The sequence below is a fragment of the Ancylobacter sp. TS-1 genome (genome assembly GCF_009223885.1).
GTDB lineage: Bacteria > Pseudomonadota > Alphaproteobacteria > Rhizobiales > Xanthobacteraceae > Ancylobacter.
Genome location: NZ_CP045144.1, coordinates 446053 through 471475 on the forward strand (window position 1 = coordinate 446053; position 25423 = coordinate 471475).

Genomic DNA, 25423 nt, shown 5'->3' on the forward strand with positions numbered 1-25423 from the left:
TGAAAACGGCCGGGCGAGCCCGGCCGTTCTTCTGTTTCTATCCGAATACCGGCTCAGCTGCACCCCGTCGTCGACCCGCAGGTCTCGCATTTCAGGCAGGTGCCATTCCTCACCATGGTGAAGTTCTGGCACTCGGGGCAGGCCTCGCCCTCATAGCCCTTGGCGCGGGCGATGGCGCGGGCCTCCGCCTTGGTCGGGCCGGTGGCGGCGGCGATCGCCGGGGCGGCGGCGGGGGCCGACCAGGGGAGGGCGTCGGTGCTGCCCAGTTCCTGCTCGTCCTCGTCCATCGGCTCGGCCTTGAGCGCGGTGGCGCCCTGGATGCCGCCGCGCAGCGCCGTCACGTTCGACGCCGCGCTGGTGGGCAGCGTGGTGCCGGCCGGCACCACCATGAGGCTGACATTCTTGCCGCGCATCAGGCCCTTCGACACCATGCGCGAAGCGGCGCTGGTGGGCGAGGCCTTGCCCTCTTCCACGCCCTTGCCCAGCGCGTCGAAATTCGACTCGCCCGGCTCGACATGGCCGAGCTCGTGGCGGCCGAGATAGGACACGGCGAGCTCGCGGAAGATGTAGTCGAGGATCGAGGTGGCGTATTTGATCACCTCATTGCCCTGCACCGGGCCGGCGGGCTCGAAGCGGGTGAAGGTGAAGGCGTCGACATACTCCTCCAGCGGCACGCCGTACTGAAGGCCCAGCGACACCGAGATGGCGAAGTTGTTGATGAAGGAGCGCAGCGCCGCGCCTTCCTTGTGCATGTCGATGAAGATCTCGCCGAGGCGGCCGTCATCATATTCGCCGGTGCGCAGATACACCTTGTGGCCGCCGACCACCGCCTTCTGGGTGTAGCCCTTGCGGCGGTCGGGCATCTTCTCGCGGTCGCGGATGGCGACCACGCGCTCGATGATCTTCTCCACCACCTTCTCGGTGATGTGCGCGGCGCGCGCGGCGGCGGGCTTCTCCAGCAGCGCCTCGACGCCGTCTTCCTCGTCCTCGTCGTCGGAGACGAGCTGCGAGTTCAGCGGCTGCGAGAGCTTGGAGCCGTCGCGGTAGAGCGCATTGGCCTTCAGCGCCAGGCGCCAGGAGAGCAGGTAGGCTTCCTTGCAGTCCTCGACGGTGGCCTCGTTCGGCATGTTGATGGTCTTGGAGATCGCGCCCGAGAGGAAGGGCTGCGCCGCCGCCATCATCAGAATGTGGCTGGTCACGGACAGGTAGCGCTTGCCGATGCGCCCGCAGGGATTGGCGCAGTCGAAGACGGGATAGTGCTCCGTCTTGAGGAAGGGCGCGCCTTCGAGCGTCATGGCGCCGCAGACGTGGATGTTGGCGGCCTCGATGTCCTTCTTCGAGAAGCCAAGGAAGGACAGCAGGTCGAAGGCCGGATCGGCCAGCTTGTCGGCCGGCACGCCGAGCCTCGCAAGCGCCTCGTCGCCGAGCGTCCAGCGGTTGAAGATGAACTTCACGTCGAAGGCGCTCTTCACCCCGGCATCGATCTTCGCCAGCGTGGCGTCGTCGAAGCCCTTGGTGCGCAGCGTCGAGTGGTTGATCGCCGGCGCCTGGGTGATCGAGCCGTGGCCGACCGCATAGGCCTCGATCTCGGCGATCTGGCTCTCCGAATAGCCGAGCGTGCGCAGGGCCTCCGGCACGGCGCGGTTGATGATCTTGAAGTAGCCGCCGCCGGCCAGCTTCTTGAACTTCACCAGCGCGAAGTCGGGCTCGATGCCGGTTGTGTCGCAGTCCATGACGAGGCCGATCGTGCCGGTGGGCGCGAGCAGCGTGGTCTGGGCGTTGCGGTAGCCATGCGTCTCGCCGAGCGAGAGGGCGAGGTCCCAGGTCGCCTTGGCGCGCTCGACGAGGAGCGGCTGCGGCACGCTGGCGTGGTCGAGCGGCACCGGGTTGGTGTTCAGCCCCTCATAGCCGCCCTTCTCGCCATAGGCGGCGCGCCGGTGGTTGCGCATGACGCGCAGCATGTGGGTCGCGTTGGGCTGATAGCCGGGGAAGGGGCCGAGTTCCTTGGCCATCTCGGCCGAGGTCGCATAGGCGACGCCAGTCATGATGGCGGTCAGCGCGCCGCAATAGGCACGGCCGGCTTCGGAGTCGTAGGGAATGCCCGAGGTCATCAGCAGGCCGCCAATATTGGCGTAGCCGAGGCCGAGCGTGCGGTACTCGTAGGAGAGCTTGGCGATTTCCTTGGAGGGGAACTGCGCCATCAGGATCGAGATTTCGAGCACCACCGTCCACAGGCGGCAGGCATGCTCGTAGCTCTCGACGTCGAACGTGCCGTCCGCGTTACGGAACTGGAGCAGGTTCAGCGAGGCGAGGTTGCACGCCGTGTCGTCGAGGAACATGTACTCCGAGCACGGGTTGGAGGCGCGGATCGGCCCGCCCGCCGGGCTGGTGTGCCAGTCGTTGATGGTGGTGTGGAACTGGATGCCGGGATCCGCGCACGCCCAGGCGGCGTGGCCGATCTTCTCCCAAAGCTCGGCGGCCTTGAGGGTCTTGGTCACCTTGCCGGTGGTGCGCGAGGTCAGGTTCCAGTCGGCGTCGGCCTGCACGGCGCTGAGGAAGGCGTCGTCGACGCGCACCGAATTGTTCGAGTTCTGGCCGGAGACGGTCAGATACGCCTCCGAATCCCAGTCGGTGTCGTAGACCGGGATGTCGATGTCCTTGTAGCCCTGTCGCGCGAACTGGATGACGCGACGGATGTAGCTCTCCGGCACCTGCGCCTTCTTGGCGGCGCGGATCTCGCGCTTCAGGGCGGGGTTCTTCTCCGGATCGAAGCAGTCGTCGCCGTCGCCTTCGCAGTTCACGCAGGCCTTCATCACGGCCTTCATGTGCTTGGCGAGCATCTTGGAGCCGGCCACCAGCGCGGCGACCTTCTGCTCCTCCTTCACCTTCCAGTCGACATAGGTCTCGATATCGGGGTGGTCGGCGTCGACCACCACCATCTTGGCGGCGCGGCGGGTGGTGCCGCCCGACTTGATGGCGCCGGCGGCGCGGTCGCCGATCTTGAGGAAGCTCATCAGGCCGGAGGAACGGCCGCCGCCCGACAGCCGCTCGCCCTCGCCGCGCAGGGCGGAGAAGTTGGAGCCGGTGCCGGAGCCGTACTTGAACAGGCGCGCCTCGCGCACCCACAGGTCCATGATGCCGCCCTCGTTCACCAGATCGTCGGAGACCGACTGGATGAAGCAGGCGTGCGGCTGCGGGTGCTCATAGGAGGACTTGGAGCGGGTCAGCTTGCCGGTGATGTAGTCGACGTAGAAATGCCCCTGGCTGGGGCCGTCGATGCCATAGGCCCAGTGCAGGCCGGTGTTGAACCACTGCGGCGAGTTGGGCGCGGCCATCTGCATGGCCAGCATGTAGCGGTGCTCGTCGAAGAAGGCCTGCGCGTCGACCTCCGAATCGAAATAGCCGCCCTTCCAGCCCCAATAGGTCCAGGTGCCGGCCAGACGGTCGAAGACCTGACGGGAATCGGTCTCGCCGGTGAAGCGCTCCTTCTCGGGGAGGGCGCCGAGCGCCTTGTCGTCGGCGGTGCCGCGCCACAGGAAGGAAGGAACGGTTTCTTCCTCGACCTTCTTCAGCCGCGCGGGCACGCCGGCCTTGCGGAAATATTTCTGCGCGATGATGTCGGTCGCGACCTGGGAGAAGTGGTCGGGCACGTCGATCGCCTCGAGCCGGAACACAATGGATCCGTCGGGATTGCGAATCTCGCTCGTCGCCTTGCGGAACGCGATGTCCGCATAGGGAGAACGGCCGGCCTTCGTATAACGGCGCTCGATGCGCATATTCGTCGTCCCCGGTTCGTGGTGGACCTGTCCCCAGTCCACTCAGCGACATTCAAAGCTCCGGACTCTGCGTCCGCATACCTGTCGGTCCCGGTTGGCGAACGGCTTCAAAGCCTGTCCGCTCCGGTGTGTTTTTGGCACGCACAAACGCTTCGCCGGAACCAATCTCCGGCGATGGAGCCCGCTTCAATCTGGATGAGTCGGCTGCAAAACCTACGCTGCCGCCGACGGGGCCAAACTGGCCGACTCCCTTAATCGCGTCAACCTTCCGTCACAAACTCTAGTGTGGAGGAGGTGAAAAATATCTAAATGTAGATGGTGCCGTAATCGCTCGCTTTCCAGAGCGGAAGTCCCGATTCCGCGGGGATTCGCGTTCCGAGTCCAGCCCGAATAAACGGCGAGGCAGGATGCGTAGAAAAGCGGGGATTGTTGGGGCCCCACAATTTCAGTTTGTAGATGTGGGTCGGGCCACTCCTCAGGAGTGTAAGGCGCCTGCTTCCATGCTTCCCCATCGGCATCGCCCGCCGGGCAATCCGGCCTTTGCGGAAAGGCATTCGAAAGGCCGGGCCGCGGCCTTGGCGGGCCGGGGGACCGGCGTATATCTGCCCCGACATTCCATAGCCCGCATCCTCTGGCCCGAATCCCCTGGCGCGAAGGCAGACCCATGAGCCGCTCCCATCCCGAAGCCGACGCCGGAGGCGGCGCAGCGGTCGCCCCGCCCTCGCACTCCTCCGTCACCTTCTTCCTGCTCGCGCTGGCGGCCGGCCTTGGGGCGGCGAATCTCTATTACGCCCAGCCGCTGGTGGCGCTGATCGCCGACGATATCGGGCTGGACGAGACGCTCGCCAGCCTCGTCGTGACCGTCGGACAGGTGGGCTACATATTGGGCCTGCTGCTGCTGGTGCCGCTCGGCGACATCCTGGAGAATCGACGGCTGATCGGCTCGATCATCCTGTGCGCGGCGGCGGGGCTCGGGCTCGCCTTCGTCTCCAGCACCCCGGCGACGTTCCTGCTGGCGGCGCTGGTCTATGGCGTCGGCTCGGTGGTGGCGCAGGTCGCCGTGCCCTTCGCCGCCCATCTGGCCCGGCCCGAGGAGCGCGGGCGCAAGGTCGGCAGCGTGGTCAGCGGGCTGATGACCGGCATCCTGCTCGCCCGTCCGGTGTCCAGCCTGCTCGCCCACTGGCTCGGCTGGCGGGCGGTCTTCCTCATTGCCGCGCTGGCCATGCTGGCGCTGGCCGTCGGCCTGCGGGCGGCGCTGCCGCCGCGCCATCCCGGCGGGCGCACCAGCTATCGCCAACTCGTCGGCTCGCTCTGGCCGCTGATGCGCTCGCAGCCGGTGCTGCGGCGGCGCGCGGCGTATCAGGCGGCGATGTTCGGCGCCTTCACCCTGTTCTGGACCGCCGTTCCGCTTCTGCTCGCCACGCCGCAGTTCGGGCTCGGCCAGCAGGGCATCGCGCTGTTCGCGCTGGCGGGGGCGGCGAGCGTCGTCATCTCGCCGCTGGCCGGATGGATCGCCGACCGCGGCTTCTCCCGCGCCGCGACGGGCTGGGCGCTGGTGCTGGCGGTGGCCGGCTTCCTCGTCACCGAGCTGGGCGTGGGCCTCTCCTCGGTGGTGGTGCTCGCCATCGGCGCCATCGTGCTCGACTGCGCGGCGACGGCGAATCTGGTGTTCGGCCAGCGCGCCATCTTCATGCTGGCGCCGGAGGTGCGCTCGCGGCTGAACGCGCTCTACATCGCCACCTTCTTCTTCGGCGGGGCGCTCGGCTCGGCGCTGGCGAGCCCGCTCTACGAACTCGCCGGCTGGGGCGCGGTGACGGGCGCCGGCATCGGCCTCGTCGGGCTCGCCCTGGCCTATTTCGCCACCGAGTTCCGCCGTGCGTAAGACCCGCGCGCGAGCGCGGGCACGCTGGACACCGGGCGGCGCGGGTGGCATGTTCCGCCCGAGCTCCAAGCCGGCGCAGGGACGAATTCCGTGAAGCTTTCCGACGTCATCACCGAGACCTTCACCTGGTGGAACGGCCAGACCATGGGCACGCGCTTCCACACATGGCGCCATGGTGAGTTCGTTGGCGAGGACGAGGCCGGCAACCGCTACTACCGCACCAAGGGCGGCAAGATCGACCCGGCGCTCGGCTTCGAGCGCCGCTGGGTGATCTTCAACGGCTATGCCGAGGCGACCGCGATTCCGCCCGGCTGGCATGCCTGGATGCACCAGCGCTCCGACGTGCCGCCGTCGCAGGAGACCTATGTCCCGCGCGAGTGGGAGAAGCCGCACCGGCCCAACCCGACCGGCACCGCCAATGCCTATCACCCGCCCGGCTCGACCCTCGCCAGCGGCCACCGCCCGGTTGTGACGGGCGACTACAAGGCCTGGACGCCCGAGTGACCCTTCCGCGTCCGGCGGGGCGCATGTCGCCGCGCCCGCCCCGACATCGCCGCATTGCCCGTCATCTTGGCCTCAGGCGCGCGTCGACGGGGATGCGCGGCAGCCGAGGCCTTTCGATGTTCGCCGCTCCGTTCCGTTCCGCGCTTCTCGCCGCCGTGGCGCTTGCCCCCGTGGTTCTCGCCCCCGTGGTTCTTGCCGCGTTGACGGCGCCGCTCGCCGCCCAGCAGGGCTGGCAGGGCGGTGTCGATGCCCAGCCGCTGGCGCCGCCGCCCGGCCTGCCGTCCGGCCCGGTCGAGAATCCCGATTCGCCCCCCGGCGGCCCCGGCGTGCCCTCCATCATGGAAGACCCGGACGCCGGCGCCCCGCGCGCGCCCGCGCAGGCGCCGCCCGAGGTTCCCGGTCAGGCCAGCGTCGGCCCCGGCGGCGACATCGAGGTGGTGCAGCCGCCCGAGCAGAAGGTCGAGAACCCGACCGCCGAGTTCTCCGGCCTCGACAAGATCACCGGCCGGATCATCTCCTTCGACGTCTCGATCAACGAGACCGTCCAGTTCGGCGCGCTGCGCATCACCCCGCGCGCCTGCTACACGCGGCCGGAGACCGAGCAGCAGAACACCACGGGCTTCGTGGAGGTTCAGGAGATCACGCTCGACGGCAAGGTGCAGCCGCTGTTCGGCGGCTGGATGTTCGCTTCCAGCCCCGGCCTGCACGGTGTCGAGCACCCGATCTACGATGTGTGGCTGACCGACTGCAAGCAGAGCGCGCCGGTGATCGCCTCGCCCGGCGGCCAGCAGTAGAAATCGGCCTCGCCCTCCGCCAGCGCCTCGGCGAGCAGGCGGTGATACTGGCGCCGCGGCACCTCGATGGCGCCGAAGCTCTTCAGGTGATCGGTCACGAACTGGGTATCCAGCAGCACGAAGCCGCCGCGCTTCAGCCGCGCCACCAGATGCACCAGCGCCACCTTCGAGGCGTCGCGGGCCGTGTGGAACATGCTCTCGCCGAAGAAGGCGCGCCCCAGCCGCACCCCGTAGAGCCCGCCGACGAGTTCCCCGTCCTGCCACGCCTCGACCGAATGGCAGTAGCCGCGCGCGTGCAGGTCGCAATACAGCTTGCGGATGCGCCGGTTGATCCAGGTCGAGCCGCGCCCGTCCGCCGGGGCCGCGCAGCCGTCGATGACCGCCTCGAAATCATGGTCGATACGGATTTCGTAGCGGTCGGAGCGCACGGTGCGGGCGAGGCGGCCGGTGATGGCGAAGCTGTCCAGCGGGATCACCCCACGCCGCTCCGGCTCGATCCAGTAGAGGCCCGGATCGTCCGCGCTCTCCGCCATCGGGAAGATGCCGCAGGCATAGGCCTTCAGCAGCACTTCCGGCGTAATCTCGACCTGATGTTCGCGCGGGTGTGACATAGCGGCAGAATGACGGAGATCGGCGGCGCTGTGAAGGCGCCGCCGCCCGTTCCGCCGTCACGCCGGAAGGCGCGTCAGCTGCCCGGCTCGCCTTCGGCGAGGAAGTGCTCGAGCCAGTGGATGTCGTAGGCGCCGCGCTTGATGTCGTCATTGTCGACCAGCTCGCGGAACAGCGGCAGCGTGGTCTCGATGCCTTCCACCACGAACTCGTCCAGCGCGCGCTTGAGGCGGGCGAGGCATTCGTCCCGCGTGGCCGCATGGACGATCAGCTTGCCGGCGAGGCTGTCGTAATAGGGCGGGATCGAATAGCCCTGATAGACCGCCGAATCCACCCGCACGCCCGGCCCGCCGGGCACGTGCCAGTTGTCGATCCGGCCCGGCGAGGGACGGAAGGTGCGCGGGTGCTCGGCGTTCACGCGGCACTCGATGGCGTGGCCGTTCAGCTTGATGTCGTCCTGCGTCACGCTCATCGGCAGGCCGGCGGCGACGCGGATCTGCTCGTTGATCAGGTCGACCCCGGTGATCGCCTCCGTCACCGGATGCTCCACCTGGATACGGGTGTTCATCTCGATGAAATAGAACTCGCCGTTCTCGTACAGGAACTCGATGGTGCCGGCGCCGAGATATTTCAGGTCGCGCATGGCCTGCGCCACCGTGCCGCCGATGCGCTCGCGCTGTTCCGGCGTGAGGATCGGGGAGGGGGCCTCCTCCAGCACCTTCTGGTGGCGGCGCTGCAGCGAGCAGTCGCGCTCGCCGAGATGGATGGCGTTGCCCTTGCCGTCGCCCAGCACCTGGATCTCGATATGGCGCGGCGTGCTGAGATATTTCTCGATATAGACCGCATCGTCGCCGAAAGCGGCGCGGGCCTCGGAGCGGGCGGTCGACAGGGCAGAGGACAGCTCCTGCTCCGAGCGCGCAACCTTCATGCCGCGACCGCCACCGCCGGCGGCGGCCTTGATCAGCACGGGATAGCCGATCTCGTTGGCGACCTTGACCGCCTCGTCATCCGAGGTGATGCCGCCATCCGAGCCGGGCACGCAGGGAATGCCGAGCTTCTTGGCGGTCTTCTTGGCCTCGATCTTGTCGCCCATGATGCGGATATGCTCGGGCTTGGGCCCGATGAACTGCACGCCGTGGTCGATCAGGATTTCGGCGAAGCGGGCATTCTCGGCGAGGAAGCCGTAGCCCGGATGCACCGCCTCGGCGCCGGTGATCTCGCAGGCGGCGAGCAGGGCCGGGATGTTCAGGTAGCTGTCCCGGGCCGGCGGCGGGCCGATGCACACGCTCTCGTCGGCGAGCTTCACATGCATCGCGTTGGCGTCGGCGGTGGAGTGCACCGCGACGGTGGCGATGCCCATTTCCTTGCAGGCGCGCAGCACCCGCAGCGCGATCTCGCCGCGATTGGCAATCAGGATCTTGCCGAACATCGGGGCGCTCCTCACTCGATGATCAGGAGCGGCTCGCCATATTCGACCGGCTGCGCGTTCTCGACGAGGATGCGGGTGACGGTACCCGCGCGGGGGGCGGGGATCGCGTTCATGGTCTTCATCGCCTCGACGATCAGCAGCGTCTGGCCTTCCTTGACCACCGAGCCGACGTCGATGAAGTACTTCGCGCCCGGCTCCGGGCCGAGATAGGCGGTGCCGACCATCGGCGAGGTGACGAGGCCGGGATGCTTCGACACGTCTTCCGACGCGGCGGGGGCGGCGACAGCGGCGGCCGGGGCCGGTGCAGCGGCCGGCGCGGCGACCGCCACCGGCGCGGCGGCATAGACCGTCGGCGGGGCGCGCACGACGCGGATGCGCAGATCCTCGTGCTGCACCTCGATCTCGGTGAGGTCGCTCTCGGACAGCAGGTTGGCGATCTCGCGCACCAGCGCAGGGTCGATGTTCGGCTTGTTGGTTTTCATCATGATCCCGTGACGGTCGCTTCCCGTCTCCCTTCAGCTGGCGCGGCTGCCGGCGGAGCCGGCAAGCGCGTCGATGGCGAGCCGGTAACCCTCGATCCCGAGCCCGCAGATCACGCCGCGGGCAACGGGCGAAATGTAGGAGTGATGGCGGAAGGCTTCGCGCGCGAAGACGTTGGACAGGTGGACTTCGACGACATTGAGGCCGACCGCCTTGATGGCGTCGGCGACGGCGACGGACGTGTGGGTGTAGGCGGCGGCGTTGAGCACGACGCCGAGCGAGCCGCGCGCCTCCTGCAGGAAGGTGACGAGCTCGCCCTCGTGATTGGTCTGGCGAAACACCAGCTTGAGGCCGTGGCTCTCGCAGGCCGCCCGGCAGGCGGCCTCGACATCGGCCAGCGTGGCGCGGCCGTACACCTCCGGCTCGCGCGTGCCGAGCAGGTTGAGGTTCGGACCGTTGAGAACATGCACCGTGTCGGGCATCGCGCCTCAGGAAGCCAGCCGCCGCCCGCAGTGGCCGGGGCGGCTGGGGTTTATAGGCAATGCCTCGCCCCGCGCCAAGCCCCGCCGCGCCGCACGCGGCAGTAACCCCCAGCCGGTTGCAGCGGCAGGGGGCGCCGGGTGGGCCGGGAAGGCGTCATCCCCGGGCCGGGTCCGGGCATCCACGTCTTCCGCCGGACGCATGGGGCTGACGGGGTCAGCGGCTCAGCACTGGACCTTGCCGCATTTGCGGACTGCGGCGATGGCCTCGCGGAGCTGGTCGTGGCCGACCGCGCCGACCACCACCTCGTCGCCGAGCACATAGCTCGGCGTGCCGTCGATGCCGAGCGCATCGGCGATCTTCAGGCTCTCCTGAAGGGAGGCGTCGATCTCCGGGTTCTCCAGCGCCTTCTCGAGCGCGGCGCGGTTGACGCCCACTTCGGCGGCGGCTTCCAGAGCCTTCGCCTTGTTGGCCTGGCCGCGATCGCTCAGCAGCTTCTGGTGGAAGGCGAAGTACTTGTCCGGCGCGGTCAGGCGCACCGCCACGGCGACGCGCGCGGCCTCGACCGAGCCCGGTCCGAGCACCGGGAATTCCTTCAGCACCACCTTGAGCTTCTTGTCGCTGCCGACCAGATCGACGAGGTCGCCGAGCGCCCTTTTGCAGTAGCCGCAATTGTAGTCGAAGAACTCGACGAGGGTGACGTCGCCATCGGGGTTGCCGACCACGACGCCGCGCGGCGAATCGAAGATCAGCGGCTTGAGCTCGGTCAGGGCCTGCTTGCGCTGGCCGGCCTCGGCGGCCTGCTGGCGCTTCTGCAGCTCGACGATCGCTTCCTGGATCACTTCCGGGTTCTTCAGCAGATAGTCGCGGATGACGCCCTCGAACTCCTTGCGCTGCGCGTCGTCGAGCGCCGCGGCGGGCGTGAGCGCCGCCCCCAAAAGGAGGACGGCGGCGAGCCCGGCGGCGAGGGTGCCGCGGCCGGCACGGCGAAGGATGGACAGCGGCGACATCGGATTCTCCAGGGGACAGGGGATGCGGCGCGGCCTCACGGGCCGGCCTTTTTCTTCGAACGGGGATCGACCGGCGGCTTGAAGTTGACGATGTCGTCGGCCTTCAGCCAGCCGGGCGAGCCAAGGGGAAAGCCGTTCTTCGCGCGCGTCGCCAGTTCGCGGGCGGAGCGGAACTCCCCGCTCATGAACGCGGCCTGGGCGGAGGCGAGATCGGCATTGGGTATGTCGCCCTTCCGGCCATAGGCCATGGCGAGGTAGCGCCAGCCGCCGGGCGAGGAAGGCTCGCGCTGGAGGCTGAAAGTCAGCTCCCGCACCGCCTCGTCCATGGTGGACTTGTCCTCGGTGGCCACCAGCGCCTGGCCGAGCAGCATGCGGATCAGCGGGTGGCCGTTGGAGAGCTGCACCGCGCGGCGCAGCGGCGGAACCGCCTCGCGCGGCCGCCCGGCCTCCAGCAGCGCCTGCCCCTTGATCTCGTAGAAATAGGGATTGCCCGGCTGCTCGGCGATCAGCGCGTCGATCTGGCGGATCGCGTCGGGAATGCTGCCATAGCGATAGGCCGAGATGGCGCGGGCATAGCGTGCCGGCAGCGAGGTGCTGGAGGCCGGATAGGCGCGGCTGACCGCGTCCGGGGTCTGGGTGAAGCCGACCAGCTTGGCGCGCATCATGTCGTGGCGGGCCTGCAGCGCCGGCGGGTCCTTGGTGTCGTAATAGGGGCTCCGGCGGGCGAGTTCGGACAGCAGCGCGATGCGCTCGGTCGCCATCGGATGGCTCAGCACATAGGGGTCGACACGCTGGCTCAGGAACATCTGCTCGTTCTGGAAGCGCTCGAAGGTCGTCAGCATGCCCTTGGCGGACTGCTTGGTGGCGGTGAGGTACTTCACCGCCGCCTGGTCGGCCGAGGCTTCCTGGCCGCGCTGGTAGGACAGCAGCGTCCGGCGCGCCATTTCCTGCGGCGCGACGAGGGCGCTGGCCGCCGCGCCCATATTGGCGCCGGAGGCCGCGCCCGCGGCGATGCCGCCGGCGGCGAGCAGCATGCCGACAATGGCGGCGGTCTGCACGGATTCGAGCTGCTGGCGCATGTTCGACAGGTGGCCGCCGGCGATGTGGCCGGTCTCGTGCGCCAGCACGCCGATGATCTCGTTCGGCGTCTTGGACTGCTTCAGCGCCCCGGTATTGATGAAGATGCGCCGGCCGTCGGCGACGAAGGCGTTGAAGGAGTCGCTGCCGACCAGCACGATCTGGATGTTCTGCTGGGTCAGGCCGGCGACCTTGAAGATCGGTCGCGTATAGTCGCGCAGAAGCTGCTCGATCTCGGCGTCGCGGATGATGTTGGGCTGCCGGCCCTGGCTCTGCGCCATGGCGGGCTGGAGGGCACCCTGGCCGGCGAGGGCGGTCGCGGCCACGAGGCCGAGCCCCCGCGCCGCGCGCGCGAAGGCGCACCCGAGCCGCGAGGGCCGGGCGGGCGGGTTCCGCCGAAGCGGGGGGTTGTCAACGAGCCTGGGAAGCATCATCCATCGACACGAAATTGTGCGGGCGACCTGACGCTGCCGCGACGGCAGGGTCAAGTCTCGCCCTCATCATCTTCTATTGAACGCCAGCCGACACGAGCCCGAGAATGCGGCGCGGATGCGGCGGCCCGGCAAGGTTCGGCAACATGAGCTCATCTTCCGCACCGACCCCGACGCAGGTCGCCGCGCGTCTCGCCGGCGCCTCGCGCCGCAGCGAGATCGCCCCCTTCATCGTCATGGACGTGATGGAGCGCGCCGCCCGCATCGAGGCGGCGGGCGGCCACGTCATCCACATGGAGGTCGGCCAGCCGGCCGCCCCGGCGCCCTCGACCGCCCGCGAGGCGGCGCGCCGCGCGCTGGAGCACGGGCGCATCGGCTACACCACCGCGCTCGGCCTGCCGGGCCTGCGCGCCCGCATCGCCCGCCACTATGGCGACACCTACGGGCTCGACCTCGACCCGGCGCGCGTGGTGGTGACGACGGGTTCCTCGGCCGGCTTCCTGCTCGCCTTCCTGTCGATGTTCGAGGCGGGCGACCGGGTGGCCATCGCCAATCCGGGCTATCCGCCCTATCGCCATATCCTGACCGCGCTCGGCTGCGAGCCGGTGCTGATCGAGACCGATGCCGCCTCGCGCTGGGTGATCACGCCGCAGGCGCTGATCGAGGCGCACCGGCGCACGCCGCTCAAGGGCGTGCTGGTGGCCAGCCCCGCCAACCCGACCGGCACCATGATGCGCCCGGAGGCGCTGGCCGAGCTGATCCGCACCGCCGAGGGGCTCGGCATCCGCTTCATCTCCGACGAGATCTATCACGGGCTCGACTACGCCTTCCCCGCCAGCACGGCGGCGGCGGTGAGCGACGACGCGACCATCATCCATTCCTTCTCGAAGTATTTCTGCATGACCGGCTGGCGCGTCGGCTGGATGGTGATGCCGGCCTCGCTGGTGCGGGCGGTCGAGCGGCTCCAGCAGAACCTGATGATCTCCGTGCCCACGCTCTCGCAGGTCGCCGCCGAGGCGGCGTTCGACGGCGCGGCCGAGATGGAGGCGGTCAAGCACGGCTATGAGGAGAATCGCCTGATTCTCACCCAGGGCCTGCCGGCCGCCGGGCTGCCGGAATTCCTGCCCGTCGACGGGGCGTTCTATCTCTATGCCGACGTCTCGCGCTTCACCGACGATTCGGCCGGCTTCGCGCGCCGCCTGCTCGACGAGGCGCTGGTGGCGGCGACGCCCGGTGTCGATTTCGACCCGCATCGCGGCCACCATTACCTGCGCCTGTCCTATGCCGGCTCCGCCGACGAGATGCGCCAGGCCGTGCACCGCATCGGCGATTTCCTGCGCAAGGGGTGAGGCGGGCGCTCAGCGTTCCGCGCCGGCCGCGTCATAGGCGGCCTGGGCGGCGAGGATGGTGTCCATGTTGCTCTCGGCCCAATGGGTCAGCGCCGCCGCGGTCTGTGCCAGCGTGCGCCCGAGCGGGGTGAGCGCGTACTCCACCGTCACCGGCACGGTCGGGTAGACGGTGCGGGTGATCAGGCCGTCGCGCTCCAGCTTCTTCAGCGTCTGCGACAGCATCTTCTGCGAGATGCCCTTGATGTCGCGGCGCAGATGATTGAACCGCATCGTGCCCTCGCCGAGATGGTCAAGGATGAGCAGCGCCCATTTGTCGGCCAGCCGGTCCAGCACGAGGCGCGTAGGGCAGCGGTCCTCATAGACGTCATAGGCGGGGTGCATCGTCTCTCCGTCGATCCCGGCGGCGCGGCAGGTTTCCCCGACGCCACCATGTGAGCCGAAAGTGCTCTCTTTCGCGCCTCTCCGGCAACCAGTATGTTTTCATCAGAAACATGGTTTCTACTGGATACTAAGGAGAGTGATGATGTCAGGCAACAATCCCGCCGGGAAAATTCTCGTGCTCGGCGCCAGCGGCCATGTCGGCCGCCCGCTGGTGAAGGCGCTGCTCGCCAAGGGCGAGGCGGTGAAGGCGGCCTCGCGCGGCGGCCAGCCCATCGAGGGCGCCGAGGGCGTCGCCTTCGAATTCGGCAAGCCGGAGACCTTCGCGGCGGCGTTCGAGGGCGTCGACCGCGCCTTCGTCATGCTGCCCGGCGGCTATGTGAACTCGAAAGAACTGCTGACGCCGGTCATCGAGGCCGCCGCCGCCCGCAAGGTCAAGGTGGTGCTCCAGACCGCCATCGGCGTCGACGCCGACGATTCCATCCCCTACCGCCAGGTCGAGCTGGCGCTGATCGGCGCGGGCGTGCCGTATGTGATCCTGCGGCCGAACTGGTTCACCGACAATTTCCTCAATTTCTGGAAGCCGGGCATCGACCACGCCGGCGTCGTCGCGGTGCCGGCGGGCGAAGGCAAGTCGAGCTTCGTCGACGCGCGCGACATCGCCGCCAGCGCGGCGAGCGCGCTCACCAGCGACCGCCTCGACGGGCTGGCTTTCAACCTCACCGGCCCGCAGGCACTGGGCTATGGCGAGGCGGCGGAAATCCTCTCGGGCGTCATCGGCCGGAAGGTCGGCTACACGCCGATCGACGACGAGACTTTCGTCGGCATCCTCACCGGCGCGGGCGTCGGCGAGGACTATGCGCGCTTCCTCGCCTTCATCTTCCATCCGGTGCGCGAGGGCTGGACGGCCGGTGTCACCGACGCGGTGGAGACGCTGACCGGCCATGCGCCGATTTCGGTAGCCCGGTGGGCGCAGGACAATGCGGCGGCGCTGCGGGCCTGAGGCGCGGGCAGCCTCTCCCGCAAAAGAAAACGGCGCCGTGAGGCGCCGTTTTCCGTTTTCAGACGGCGAGTAAGCTCACTCGCCGAAGATCTTGCGCTGCCACCAGCCGGTGCGGCGCGGACGGTTGGGGTCGTCATCGGCCGGTGCAGGCGCCGCCTCGGGAGCGGAAACCGCCGCCGGCTCTTCGGCGGGGGCCTCGGCGAACGGCTCGGCAGAGGTCGACTCAACCGGCGCCGGCTCGGCAGCCTCGGCCGGAACCTCGACAGGCGCGCTCACGACCGGCGCGGGCTCGCGCACCGTGGAGCGACGCCGGCGCGGCTTGGCTTCGGTGGCGGGTGCCGCCTCCGGCGCGGGGGCGGCTTCCACCGCCGCAGCCTCGGTCGCGACCGCTTCGGGGGCGGCAGCCTCGGTCGCCGCTTCCGCGACGGCCTCGGTGCCGGTGTCCTCGCCGGCCTTGCCGCCACGCGTGCGGCGGCCGCCGCGACGGCCACGGCGCGGACGCGCCTCCTCGGCCGGGACGTCCTCGGCGGGAGCGTCCTCGGCAGGAGCTTCCGCCGCCGCCAATTCCGCGACCGGCGCGGGAGCCTCGGCGCTGGCGTCGTCGGCGGTCGTCTCGGTCACATAGGCCTCGGCAGGCGCCTGAGCGGCGGGAGCCTCGGCGGCGGTGTCCGCGTCGCCATCCGCATCCTCGTCGCCCTCGCCGTCGTCCTCGAACTCGATGCCGGCGGTATCGGTACCGTTCTCGCCGTTGCGCTGGCCGTTCTCGCCATTGGGGCCGGCACCGCGCCGACGCCGGCGACGCCGGCGGCGACGGCGTCCGCCGCCATCGCCCAGCGCGTCACCCTGGGCGTCGCCCGGGCCTTCGCCGCTCGCGGCGGCCGCCGGCTGGGGACGGCTCGGGGCCGCAGCCTCCTCCTCGGCCTCGTCCAGCTCGTCGGCGATGACGATCTCGTCCTCGGGCTCGATCACCAGTTCCGGCGCGCGCGGCAGCGGGATCGGGTTCAGCACCGCTTCGCCCTTGTCGATGGCGAAGGGGGTCAGCCCGGTCAGCGTCGGGTCGGCCGAGATGGTGATGAGCACGCCGAAGCGGGTCTCCAGCTCGTGCAGATGCGCGCGCTTGTGGTTGAGCACGTAGAGCGCGTTCTCGGCGCGCGTGCGGACCACGAGGTTATGCGTGTTGGAGCGCTGGAGCATGTCCTCGGCGGCGCGCAGGAGCTGCAGCGCGACGGAGGGCGAGGAGCGCACATGGCCGGTGCCGCCGCAGTGCGGGCAGACCTCGGTCGAGCTTTCCAGCACGCCGGTGCGGATGCGCTGGCGGCTCATCTCCATCAGGCCGAAATGCGAGATGCGGCCGAGCTGGATGCGGGCGCGGTCGTTCTTCAGGCAGTCCTTGAGCTTGCGCTCGACCGCCCGGTTGTTGCGCTTCTCGTCCATGTCGATGAAGTCGATCACGACGAGGCCCGCGAGATCGCGCAGGCGCAGCTGGCGGGCGACTTCCTCGGCGGCTTCGAGGTTGGTCTTGAGCGCGGTGTCCTCGATATTGTGCTCGCGGGTCGAGCGCCCGGAGTTCACGTCGATGGAGACCAGCGCCTCGGTCGGGTTGATGACGAGATAGCCGCCCGAGCGCAGCTGCACCTGCGGCAGGAACATCGCGTCGAGCTGGCTCTCCACCCCGAAGCGGGTGAAGACCGGCTGCAGGTCCTTGTAGACCTTCACGTTCTTCGCATGGCTCGGCATGAGCATGCGCATGAAGTCCTTGGCCTCGCGATAGCCTTCCTCGCCGGCGACCAGAACCTCGTCGATGTCCTTGTTGTAGAGGTCGCGGATCGAACGCTTGATCAGCGAGCCTTCCTCATAGACCAGCGACGGCGCGGTCGAACCCAGCGTCAGCTCGCGGACATTCTCCCACAGGCGCAGGAGATACTCGAAGTCGCGCTTGATCTCCGGCTTGGTGCGGTTGGCGCCGGCGGTGCGCAGGATGACGCCCATGCCCTCCGGCACTTCGAGGTCGGAGGCGACCTCCTTCAGCCGGCGGCGGTCCTCGGCGGAGGTGATCTTGCGGGAGATGCCGCCGCCGCGCGCGGTGTTGGGCATCAGCACCGAATAGCGGCCGGCGAGCGACAGATAGGTGGTGAGCGCCGCGCCCTTGTTGCCGCGCTCTTCCTTGACGACCTGCACCAGCATCACCTGCCGGCGCTTGATCACTTCCTGGATCTTGTAGGTGCGGGCGCGGCCACGCGGGGCGGCGCGCTCGGGCACTTCCTCCAGCGCGTCGTCTGAGCCGACCTCGTCGACGATCTCTTCTTCGCCGGCGATCTCCTCGACCTCGCCGCCACCCTCGTCATCGGAGGAGGACGGACGCCGACGCGAGCGGCGCGCGGGCGCGGCGGCCTCGCCGTCGCCATCCTCGGGCGCTGCGGCCTCGGAGACGCTCTCCTCGGTGTCGGCGCTCCTGGCGGCGCCGCGCGGGCGGCGGACGCGGCCCTTGGGCTTGTCCTCGTCTTCCGCCTCGGCGTCGCGCCGCTGCTGGCGCTCTTCCTCGGCGAGCAGCGCCTGACGGTCGGCGACCGGGATCTGGTAGTAGTCGGGATGGATCTCGCTGAAGGCGAGGAAGCCATGCCGGTTGCCGCCATACTCGATGAAGGCGGCCTGAAGCGAAGGCTCTACCCGCGTTACCTTGGCGAGGTAGATGTTGCCGCGCAGCGGCTTGCGGTTGGCGGCCTCGAAGTCGAATTCCTCGACTCGGCTGCCGCGCACCACCACCACCCGGGTCTCCTCGGGATGGGTGGCGTCGATAAGCATCTTGTTGGCCATAGAACTCTCATATGCGGCAGCGGCCGCGTCGACGTCGCGAGGGACGCCCGACGGCAGGGGCCGTGCCAGTAAGCGGTGATCGGAAGCGGGCAGGGGATGCGGCGATTGGAACGGAACGTCTCGCAAGAGGAGCGCCGACGCGATGCACAGGCCACGGGCCGGAGGGCGCGCATGCGGCGGGAAAACCCTCCGCGCACCTGACCCTCACTCGCCGGCTGACGCATCATCGTAGGCTGCCGTCCATCCTCGACCGAACAGGACAAGCCGCGACCGCGCGCGATCCGGCTCAAGGCACATGGTGGCAGGGCCGCAATGGGCGCGACATCACGAAGAGTCGCGCGTGGAAGCGGTGTCCGATGGCCCGGAAGCGACGGCGCGGACCGCGATCCTTCGGCGCGCGGTCGTTCCGACCGCGTGCGGCACCGCCACGCGCCTCCGCGCCAGTCAGCGCGGGGGCTTTTATCGTCGCCCTGTGCCGGGCGCATCCATCGCTGGCGCGCCCTTCGCCTCGGGATCGCAAAGCCGGACGTCATCGAGCGACCCGGAATGCGAACCATATGCGTGCCCTTAATAGCGGCATGCGTGCCGATTTGGCAAGGATCGCATCCGATTGATCGGAATCGGCGCGTTGCTCGCGGGCAACGGCCGGACGCAACCGCGAGTCGCCATGCGGGCGACGGTTAACGCTTCGTTGGTATTTGGCTAGAAAGGTCGGGAGGCGCGGCGCGATGTGCGACGCGATGCGCGGCAGGATGTTTTCCGGGCTGGAGGTGGCAGGCGGCGATGGCGATGCGTGGGGGAATGATCGGGCTCTGGCTGGCGGCGGCGCTGTGGCTGCCGGCCAGCCTGTCCGTGTTCGCCCCCGCCCGGGCCGCCGAGCCGGTGGTGGCGAGCGACGCGCGTCTGGCTGGCGACGGCGAGCGCACCCGCCTCGTCGTCGACCTCTCGCGTTCGGTGCCGCTCGGCGCCTTCACCCTTGCCGATCCCTACCGGGTCGTCATCGACATTCCCGACGTCGTCTTCGCGCTGCCGCCGACGGCGGGGCAGGAGGGGCGCGGCCTCGTCGCCGCCTATCGCTTCGGCCTGTTCGCGCCCGGCAAGGCGCGCATCGTGATGGACGTCAACGCGCCGGTGACCATCGACAAGGCCTTCGTGCTGGAGCCGATGGACGACCAGCCGGCCCGCCTCGTGGTCGATCTCGTCAAGACCGACCGCGCCACCTTCGTCAGTGCGCTCAAGGCGTCCTCGTCGCAGCCCCACCGTGCCGAAGTGCCCGAGATGCCGACGGCCGAGCAGGCGCAGGTGGGCGACATGCGCCCGGTGATCGTCATCGATCCCGGCCATGGCGGCGTCGATTCGGGCGCGGTGAACCCGGCCTTCGACGTCACCGAGAAGCAGCTCGTGCTCACCATCGCCCGGCAGCTCCACGACCGGCTGGAGGCGAGCGGGCGCTACCGCACGCTGATGACGCGCACCAAGGACACCTATGTCTCGCTCGGCCAGCGCGTGCGCTTCGCCCGCGAGAACAACGCCCGGCTGTTCATCTCGCTGCATGCCGATTCGCTCGGCTCGCGCGACGGCGACGTACGCGGCGCCACCATCTACACGCTCTCCGACCGCGCCTCGGACGGGGAAGCCCAGCGCCTCGCCGATTCGGAGAACAAGGCCGACATGATCGCCGGCCTCGATCTTTCCGAGGAACCGGCCGACGTGGCGGGCATCCTGTTCGACCTCGCCCAGCGCGAGACGCGCAATTTCTCCGCCCATTTCGCCCGCACGCTGGCGGGCAACGTGGCCGGGGCGGCGCGCCTGCACAAATCCCCGCTCAAATCGGCGGGATTCAAGGTCCTGAAGGCACCCGACGTGCCCTCCGTGCTGTTCGAGCTGGGCTATCTTTCGAGCAGCAAGGACCTCGAACTCATGACATCGACGGAATGGCAGGCTAATGTCACCGAGGCGATGACGGTGGCCATCGACGCCTATTTCGCGGCGCAGAAGCCTCACGATGCCGTTCCGGTCGCGCTGCCTGCCGGCGTGAACGGAGCCAGCGCCCGGCCGGTGGCCGCCACGCAGCCGTCACCGGCCGCGATTAGGCCATAGTTGCCGCGCACACGCTGCCCTAAGGGCGACGTCGGATAACGGACTCGCATCGCGTTGGCGCGCGGTGGAGTCCCCAGCTTACGGGGGCGAGGGCCGCATGCGGCTGCTTCTGCGGTTTCTTGGTTTCCTGTTCGCTCTCGGCACGATCGTGTTCATCGTCGGCGGGGCGGCGGCAGGCTATTTCGTCTGGAAGTTCTCCCAGGACCTGCCCGACTACTCCCAGCTCCAGAACTACGAGCCGCCGGTGATGACGCGCATCCACGCGGCCGATGGATCGCTGCTGGCCGAGTACGCCAAGGAACGCCGGCTCTATCTGCCGATCCAGAACATTCCCGAGCTGGTGAAGGAAGCCTTCCTGTCCGCCGAGGACAAGAACTTCTATTCGCATGGCGGCATCGACCTGACCGGCATCGGCCGCGCCGGCTACGCCTTCCTGCAGAATTACGGCTCGGGCCGCCGCCCGCAGGGCGCCTCGACCATCACCCAGCAGGTGGCGAAGAACTTCCTGCTGACCAACGAGGTCTCCTTCGACCGCAAGATCAAGGAAGCGCTGCTCGCCCTGCGCATGGAGCGCGCCTATTCGAAGGACAAGATCCTCGAACTGTACCTGAACGAGATCTATCTCGGCATCGGCTCCTACGGCGTCGCCGCCGCCTCGCTGCTCTATTTCGACAAGTCGGTCTCCGAGCTGACCATCGCCGAGGCCGCCTATCTCGCCGCGCTGCCCAAGGGCCCGAACAACTACCATCCGTTCCGCCGCCACGATGCCGCCGTCGACCGCCGCAACTGGGTGATCGATCGCATGGCCGAGAACGGTTACATCACCCAGCAGGAAGCCGACGCCGCCAAGGCGACGGACCTCGCCGTCACCGTGCGCCCGACCGGCGCGCACATCTTCTCGGCCGAGTATTTCGCCGAGGAGGTCCGCCGCGAGATTTTCGAGCGCTACGGCGAGGAAAAGCTCTATGGCGGCGGCCTGTCGGTGCGCACCACGCTCAACCCCAAGCTCCAGCAATACGCCAAGAAGGCGCTGCTGGACGGGCTGACGCGCTATGACGAGCAGCGCGGTTTCCGTGGCCCGGTGACGCGCATCGAGACCTCGGGCGACTGGGGCGGGCGCCTCGCCGATGTGCGCACCTTCACCGACATTCCCTGGCGCCTCGCCGTGGTGCTCGATTCCGACGCCAAGGGCGCGCGCATCGGCCTTCAGCCGCAGCGCGACCGTTCCGGCGTGCTGTCGAACCAGCGCGACGTCGGCATGATCACGCCGGACGGCGTGAAATGGGCGACCCGCAACGCCAAGAACGGCGTCTCCGGCGTGCTCAAGCCCGGCGACGTGATCTATGTCGAGCCGGTGGACGGCAAGCCCGACCAGTGGCGCCTGCGCCAGCAGCCCAACATCGAGGGCGCGCTGGTGGCGATGGACCCCTCGACCGGGCGCGTGCTGGCCATGGCGGGCGGCTTCTCCTTCGACGAGAGCCAGTTCAACCGCGCCACCCAGGCCCAGCGCCAGCCGGGCTCCTCCTTCAAGCCCTTCGTCTACGCGGCGGCCATCGACAATGGCTACACGCCCTCCAGCGTGATCATGGATGCGCCCTTCGAACTGGCGCAGGCCGGGCAGGCGACGTGGCGGCCGGAGAACTATTCCGGCAAGTTCTACGGGCCGCAGACGCTGCGCTTCGGCATCGAGCAGTCGCGCAACGTGATGACCGTGCGCCTCGCCAACGATCTCGGCATGCCGCTGATCGTCGAATACGCCAAGCGTTTCGGCGTGTCCGACAACCTGCTGCCCGTGCTCTCCATGTCGCTCGGCGCCGGCGAGACGACGGCGGTGCGGATGGCCGGCGGCTATTCGATGTTCGCCAATGGCGGCAAGCGCATCAAGCCGACCCTGATCGACCGTATCCAGGATCGCTACGGCAAGACCATCTACCGTCACGACGAGCGCGAGTGCCGCGGCTGCGACGCCGCCAAATGGAGCGGCCAGAGCGAGCCGGTCCTGATCGACCGCCGCGAGCAGGTGCTCGACCCGATGACCGCCTACCAGATCACCTCGATGCTGGAAGGCGTGGTCCAGCGCGGCACCGGCACGGCGCTGAAGGAGCTCGGCAAGCCGATTGCCGGCAAGACCGGTACGACCAACGAGGAAAAAGACGCCTGGTTCGTCGGCTACACCCCCGACATCGTGGTCGCGGTCTATCTCGGCTTCGACACGCCCAAGCCGATGGGCAAGGGCTCGACCGGCGGCCTGCTCGCCGCGCCGGTGGTGCGCGATTTCATGAAGGCGGCGCTGGCCGACCGTCCGGCGGTGCCGTTCCGCGTGCCGCCGGGCATCAAGCTGATCCGCATCAACCCGAAGAGCGGCCTGCGCGCCGGCCCGGGCGAGGCGTCGATCCTCGAAGCTTTCAAGCCGGGCACCTCGCCGCCGGACAGCTACTCGATCATTGGCGCCACCGATGCGTCCGGCAATCCGATCGGCATCAATCCCGAGGCCGACCGCGCGGTCGGCGCGAGCGGTACCGGCGGGCTCTACTGAGCGCCCGCCGGCGGGTCCGCCGGCCTCGCTTTTCTCAGGCGTGCGGCCAGGCCAGGAATTCCGGCAGCGATTCGGCATGCGCGGCGTGACCCGCCACGGCCGGGAAGGCATTTGCCGCCACGACGTCGGGGATGAGGTCGCGGGTGAAGGTCCAGGCGATGGCGGCGGTGATGTCGGCCTGCAGCGGCCGCGTCCCGGCCAGCCAGTCGCCGCCGGTGCCGATCTCTTCCTCCAGCAGCCCGTAGGCGGCGAGCAACTGGCCCGTCACCCGGTCGATCCAGGGCTGGTGCTGCTTTTCGGCCGGGCGAAGCTGGCGTTCATAGACGATCTGCACGCTCTTCTCGCAGGCGGCGAGGGCGAGGCCGATGATGCGCTGGGCGCGCGCATGGGCGTCGATGTCGGCCGGCACGAGCGAACGGGCCGGATCGGCGAGGCGCTCGGCATGTTCGAGGATGAGGCTGGATTCCATCAGCACCACGCCCGCATCCGTCACCAGAGTCGGCGCCTTGACCACCGGATTGACGGCGGCGAAGCGGTCATAGTGCCGGAACACCGATACCCCTTCATGGACGAAGGGAAGGTCGAGGAAGGCCAGCGAGACCGCCACGCGGCGGACATAAGGCGAATCCAGCATGCCGATGAGGCGCATGGGGCTCTCCGTTTTCGGGAGGCACCAGCTTATTGCCGGGGCGCCATCCCGCAATGCCTGAGGGTCGCGCCGGACGCGTTTTCCGTTCCACGGCAGGCGGGCCGTTTACAGCCCTGCCCAAGCTCTCTATTTTCCGCCGCCTTCCGCCTCCTTCTGAGAGTGACCGAACCATGCGCGCCGATCTCGAAACGAGCATCGACGAGATCCGTGAAGCCGCCGGCCTGCTGCGGCAGCACATCGATTTCGATCGCTCCAAGGCGCGCCTTGCCGAGCTGAACGCGCTCGCCGAGGATCCGAATCTGTGGAACGACCCCGAGCGCGCCCAGAAGCTGATGCAGGAGCGCGGCACTCTGGAGGACGGTCTCGGCGCGCTGGAGCGCATCGAGCGCGAGCTCGCCGACAATGTCGAGCTGATCGAGCTCGGCGAGGCCGAGGGCGACGAATCGATCGTGACGGAGGCCGAGGCCGCGCTCGGCAAGCTCAAGGCCGAAGTGGCCCGTCGCCAGCTCGAGGCTCTGCTCTCGGGCGAGGCGGACGCCAATGACAGCTATCTCGAAGTCCATGCCGGTGCCGGCGGCACCGACAGCCAGGACTGGGCGTTGATGCTGCTGCGCATGTACACGCGCTGGGCCGAGCGGCGCGGCTTCAAGGTCGAGCTGATCGAGGAATCGGCCGGTGAGACCGCCGGGCTGAAGTCGGCGACCATCCTGGTCAAGGGCCACAACGCCTATGGCTGGATGAAGACCGAGGCCGGCGTGCATCGCCTCGTGCGCATCTCGCCCTTCGATTCGAATGCGCGGCGCCAGACCTCGTTCGCCTCGGTCGACGTCTATCCCGTCATCGACGACCGCATCGTGGTCGACATCAAGGAAAGCGATCTGCGCATCGACACGATGCGCTCGGGCGGCGCCGGCGGCCAGCACGTCAACAAGACCGAATCGGCGGTGCGCTTCACCCATATCCCGACCGGCATCGCCGTGGTGGCGCAGGGCGACCGCTCGCAGCACAAGAACCGCGCCACCGCGTGGGAAATGCTGCGCGCCAAGCTCTACGAGATGGAGCTGAAGAAGCGCGAGGCGCAGGCCGCCGCCGATCAGGCGGCCAAGACCGACATCGGCTGGGGCCACCAGATCCGCTCCTATGTGCTCCAGCCCTACCAGCTGGTGAAGGACCTGCGCACCGGCGTCACGTCTGGCACCCCGCAGGAAGTGCTGGACGGCGACCTCGACCCCTTCATGGAGGCCGCGCTGGCCCAGCGCGCCTATGGCGGCGGCCCGGCCAGCGTCGACGACGTGGACTGAGGCGAGGACGCCGAAGCGCGTCCTCCCCATTCTCGTCATCCCGGACGGCCCGGAGGGCCGATCCGGGACCGCGCAAACATTGGAGAGCGATCCCGGCTCTCGCTTCGCTCGGCCGGGACGACGGCCGTTTGCGGGTCGGCCACGCCCCCTACAGCGTTCGGGCGGCGGCGAGGACCTCATCGGCATGGCCGGCGACCTTCACCTTCGGCCAGACGCGCGCGATCCCGCCGTCGCGGTCGATCAGAACGGTGGTACGCTCGACGCCCATGTATTTTCGGCCATACATCGACTTCTCCGCCCATACGCCATACGCCTCAAGCACCTTGTGCGCCTCGTCGCCGGCAAGGTCGAAGGTCAGCCCCTCCTTGGAGCGGAACCGGGCGAGCGCCTTGTCGGGATCGGGCGAGATGCCGATGACGCGCGTGTCGGCGGCGTCGAAGTCCGGCTTCAGCCGGTTGAAGTCGTGAGCTTCGAGCGTGCAGCCCTGCGTGCCCGCCTTTGGATAGAAATACAGGACCAGCTTGCGCCCGCGACAGGCGGCGAGCGTCACGCTCTCGCCCCCATCTGTCGCAAGGGTGAAGTCGGGAGCGGGTTGCCCGTCAGCAATCTCGGCCATTTGCCTTCCTTTCGGCGTGATTTTGCGTTGTTCGGCTGGAAGGACGCAGCGGATCACCGTTCGTGATACTGCGCATGACCATCCGCGTGTCGAAAGCTGTCGCTCCCCGTCGACGGCAGGGGCATTATGCCCAAGCTTGCGAGGATTCGAGCCCTAGATGAAAGAGCCGACGACGCACAGGCCGGACCCCGGCGGAAAGCGCAAC

General features: G+C 68.7%; 19 protein-coding genes. 8 read left to right on the forward strand and 11 right to left on the reverse strand.

The features are described from left to right. Positions 1-53 precede the first annotated feature (53 nt). Positions 54-3776: a vitamin B12-dependent ribonucleotide reductase gene (locus tag GBB76_RS02155; RefSeq protein ID WP_152301767.1), complete on the reverse strand. Its 3723-nt coding sequence runs from the start codon at positions 3774-3776 to the stop codon at positions 54-56. A gap of 664 nt (positions 3777-4440) precedes the next feature. Between GBB76_RS02155 and GBB76_RS02160 the strand changes: the two genes are divergently transcribed. The 3 genes from GBB76_RS02160 to GBB76_RS18995 all read left to right on the forward strand — a co-directional run bounded on the left by GBB76_RS02160 (position 4441) and on the right by GBB76_RS18995 (position 6956). Beyond that, the gene (locus GBB76_RS02160; RefSeq protein WP_152301768.1) at positions 4441-5658 is read left to right on the forward strand and encodes an MFS transporter; all 1218 of its coding nucleotides are present in this window, start codon (positions 4441-4443) and stop codon (positions 5656-5658) included. A 90-nt stretch (positions 5659-5748) separates the two neighbouring features. Next, positions 5749-6162, forward strand: coding sequence for an NADH:ubiquinone oxidoreductase subunit NDUFA12 (locus GBB76_RS02165; RefSeq protein ID WP_202911150.1), 414 nt, complete (start codon positions 5749-5751; stop codon positions 6160-6162). Between the two features lie 116 nt (positions 6163-6278). Beyond that, entirely contained in the window at positions 6279-6956 is a 678-nt protein-coding gene (locus GBB76_RS18995; protein WP_371717049.1) for a DUF2155 domain-containing protein, read from the forward strand. Here the strand turns inward: GBB76_RS18995 and aat are convergent. The 6 genes from aat to GBB76_RS02200 all read right to left on the reverse strand — a co-directional run bounded on the left by aat (position 6887) and on the right by GBB76_RS02200 (position 12475). Next, entirely contained in the window at positions 6887-7567 is a 681-nt protein-coding gene (aat, locus tag GBB76_RS02175) for a leucyl/phenylalanyl-tRNA--protein transferase (protein WP_152301770.1), read from the reverse strand. The two genes, GBB76_RS18995 and aat, sit on opposite strands and share 70 nt — an antisense overlap. 74 nt (positions 7568-7641) lie before the next feature. Next, positions 7642-8994 (reverse strand): acetyl-CoA carboxylase biotin carboxylase subunit, encoded by a 1353-nt coding sequence (accC, locus tag GBB76_RS02180; RefSeq protein WP_152301771.1) that lies wholly within the window; start codon positions 8992-8994, stop codon positions 7642-7644. A gap of 11 nt (positions 8995-9005) precedes the next feature. Next, positions 9006-9476, reverse strand: coding sequence for an acetyl-CoA carboxylase biotin carboxyl carrier protein (gene accB, locus GBB76_RS02185; RefSeq protein ID WP_371717050.1), 471 nt, complete (start codon positions 9474-9476; stop codon positions 9006-9008). Between the two features lie 33 nt (positions 9477-9509). Continuing rightward, entirely contained in the window at positions 9510-9956 is a 447-nt protein-coding gene (gene aroQ, locus GBB76_RS02190; RefSeq protein WP_152301773.1) for a type II 3-dehydroquinate dehydratase, read from the reverse strand. A gap of 222 nt (positions 9957-10178) precedes the next feature. Further along, positions 10179-10964: a DsbA family protein gene (locus tag GBB76_RS02195; RefSeq protein WP_152301774.1), complete on the reverse strand. Its 786-nt coding sequence runs from the start codon at positions 10962-10964 to the stop codon at positions 10179-10181. 35 nt (positions 10965-10999) lie between these two features. Continuing rightward, the gene (locus GBB76_RS02200) at positions 11000-12475 is read right to left on the reverse strand and encodes a M48 family metalloprotease (RefSeq protein WP_152301775.1); all 1476 of its coding nucleotides are present in this window, start codon (positions 12473-12475) and stop codon (positions 11000-11002) included. A gap of 143 nt (positions 12476-12618) precedes the next feature. Between GBB76_RS02200 and GBB76_RS02205 the strand changes: the two genes are divergently transcribed. Further along, on the forward strand, positions 12619-13821 hold the full coding sequence (locus GBB76_RS02205; protein WP_202911151.1) for a pyridoxal phosphate-dependent aminotransferase: 1203 nt from the start codon (positions 12619-12621) through the stop codon (positions 13819-13821). A gap of 9 nt (positions 13822-13830) precedes the next feature. Here the strand turns inward: GBB76_RS02205 and GBB76_RS02210 are convergent, their stop codons facing one another. After that, positions 13831-14202 (reverse strand): helix-turn-helix domain-containing protein, encoded by a 372-nt coding sequence (locus GBB76_RS02210; RefSeq protein WP_152301776.1) that lies wholly within the window; start codon positions 14200-14202, stop codon positions 13831-13833. A gap of 142 nt (positions 14203-14344) precedes the next feature. Here GBB76_RS02210 and GBB76_RS02215 point away from each other — a divergent pair, with 142 nt between their 5' ends. Continuing rightward, positions 14345-15202, forward strand: coding sequence for an SDR family oxidoreductase (locus tag GBB76_RS02215; RefSeq protein ID WP_152301777.1), 858 nt, complete (start codon positions 14345-14347; stop codon positions 15200-15202). 75 nt (positions 15203-15277) lie between these two features. Here GBB76_RS02215 and GBB76_RS02220 read toward each other — a convergent pair whose 3' ends face one another. Next, positions 15278-18016, reverse strand: coding sequence for a ribonuclease E/G (locus GBB76_RS02220; protein WP_152301778.1), 2739 nt, complete (start codon positions 18014-18016; stop codon positions 15278-15280). Between the two features lie 783 nt (positions 18017-18799). Here GBB76_RS02220 and GBB76_RS02225 point away from each other — a divergent pair. Beyond that, the gene (locus GBB76_RS02225; protein WP_152301779.1) at positions 18800-20116 is read left to right on the forward strand and encodes an N-acetylmuramoyl-L-alanine amidase; all 1317 of its coding nucleotides are present in this window, start codon (positions 18800-18802) and stop codon (positions 20114-20116) included. A 97-nt stretch (positions 20117-20213) separates the two neighbouring features. After that, the gene (locus GBB76_RS02230; protein ID WP_152301780.1) at positions 20214-22652 is read left to right on the forward strand and encodes a penicillin-binding protein 1A; all 2439 of its coding nucleotides are present in this window, start codon (positions 20214-20216) and stop codon (positions 22650-22652) included. A gap of 34 nt (positions 22653-22686) precedes the next feature. On the opposite strand, the gene GBB76_RS02235 is transcribed toward GBB76_RS02230, so the two are convergent. Then, positions 22687-23301: a glutathione S-transferase gene (locus tag GBB76_RS02235; protein ID WP_152301781.1), complete on the reverse strand. Its 615-nt coding sequence runs from the start codon at positions 23299-23301 to the stop codon at positions 22687-22689. Between the two features lie 170 nt (positions 23302-23471). On the opposite strand from GBB76_RS02235, the gene prfB reads away from it, so the two are divergent. Continuing rightward, positions 23472-24602 (forward strand): peptide chain release factor 2, encoded by a 1131-nt coding sequence (gene prfB, locus GBB76_RS02240; RefSeq protein ID WP_152301782.1) that lies wholly within the window; start codon positions 23472-23474, stop codon positions 24600-24602. A gap of 148 nt (positions 24603-24750) precedes the next feature. On the opposite strand, the gene bcp is transcribed toward prfB, so the two are convergent. Next, positions 24751-25218, reverse strand: a complete 468-nt coding sequence (bcp, locus tag GBB76_RS02245; RefSeq protein ID WP_152301783.1) for a thioredoxin-dependent thiol peroxidase — start codon at positions 25216-25218, stop codon at positions 24751-24753. Between the last annotated feature and the right edge of the window lie 205 nt (positions 25219-25423).

Excerpts from the sequence above, each read along its gene's own strand:
- GBB76_RS02155 (WP_152301767.1), bottom strand. The coding sequence starts at position 3,776 with ATGCGCATCGAGCGCCGTTATACGAAGGCCGGCCGTTCTCCCTATGCG.
- GBB76_RS02160 (WP_152301768.1), top strand. The coding sequence starts at position 4,441 with ATGAGCCGCTCCCATCCCGAAGCCGACGCCGGAGGCGGCGCAGCGGTC.
- GBB76_RS18995 (WP_371717049.1), top strand. The coding sequence starts at position 6,279 with ATGTTCGCCGCTCCGTTCCGTTCCGCGCTTCTCGCCGCCGTGGCGCTT.
- aat (WP_152301770.1), bottom strand. The coding sequence starts at position 7,567 with ATGTCACACCCGCGCGAACATCAGGTCGAGATTACGCCGGAAGTGCTG.
- accC (WP_152301771.1), bottom strand. The coding sequence starts at position 8,994 with ATGTTCGGCAAGATCCTGATTGCCAATCGCGGCGAGATCGCGCTGCGG.
- accB (WP_371717050.1), bottom strand. The coding sequence starts at position 9,476 with ATGAAAACCAACAAGCCGAACATCGACCCTGCGCTGGTGCGCGAGATC.
- aroQ (WP_152301773.1), bottom strand. The coding sequence starts at position 9,956 with ATGCCCGACACGGTGCATGTTCTCAACGGTCCGAACCTCAACCTGCTC.
- GBB76_RS02195 (WP_152301774.1), bottom strand. The coding sequence starts at position 10,964 with ATGTCGCCGCTGTCCATCCTTCGCCGTGCCGGCCGCGGCACCCTCGCC.
- GBB76_RS02200 (WP_152301775.1), bottom strand. The coding sequence starts at position 12,475 with ATGATGCTTCCCAGGCTCGTTGACAACCCCCCGCTTCGGCGGAACCCG.
- GBB76_RS02205 (WP_202911151.1), top strand. The coding sequence starts at position 12,619 with ATGAGCTCATCTTCCGCACCGACCCCGACGCAGGTCGCCGCGCGTCTC.
- GBB76_RS02210 (WP_152301776.1), bottom strand. The coding sequence starts at position 14,202 with ATGCACCCCGCCTATGACGTCTATGAGGACCGCTGCCCTACGCGCCTC.
- GBB76_RS02215 (WP_152301777.1), top strand. The coding sequence starts at position 14,345 with ATGTCAGGCAACAATCCCGCCGGGAAAATTCTCGTGCTCGGCGCCAGC.
- GBB76_RS02220 (WP_152301778.1), bottom strand. The coding sequence starts at position 18,016 with ATGGCCAACAAGATGCTTATCGACGCCACCCATCCCGAGGAGACCCGG.
- GBB76_RS02225 (WP_152301779.1), top strand. The coding sequence starts at position 18,800 with ATGGCGATGCGTGGGGGAATGATCGGGCTCTGGCTGGCGGCGGCGCTG.
- GBB76_RS02230 (WP_152301780.1), top strand. The coding sequence starts at position 20,214 with ATGCGGCTGCTTCTGCGGTTTCTTGGTTTCCTGTTCGCTCTCGGCACG.
- GBB76_RS02235 (WP_152301781.1), bottom strand. The coding sequence starts at position 23,301 with ATGCGCCTCATCGGCATGCTGGATTCGCCTTATGTCCGCCGCGTGGCG.
- prfB (WP_152301782.1), top strand. The coding sequence starts at position 23,472 with ATGCGCGCCGATCTCGAAACGAGCATCGACGAGATCCGTGAAGCCGCC.
- bcp (WP_152301783.1), bottom strand. The coding sequence starts at position 25,218 with ATGGCCGAGATTGCTGACGGGCAACCCGCTCCCGACTTCACCCTTGCG.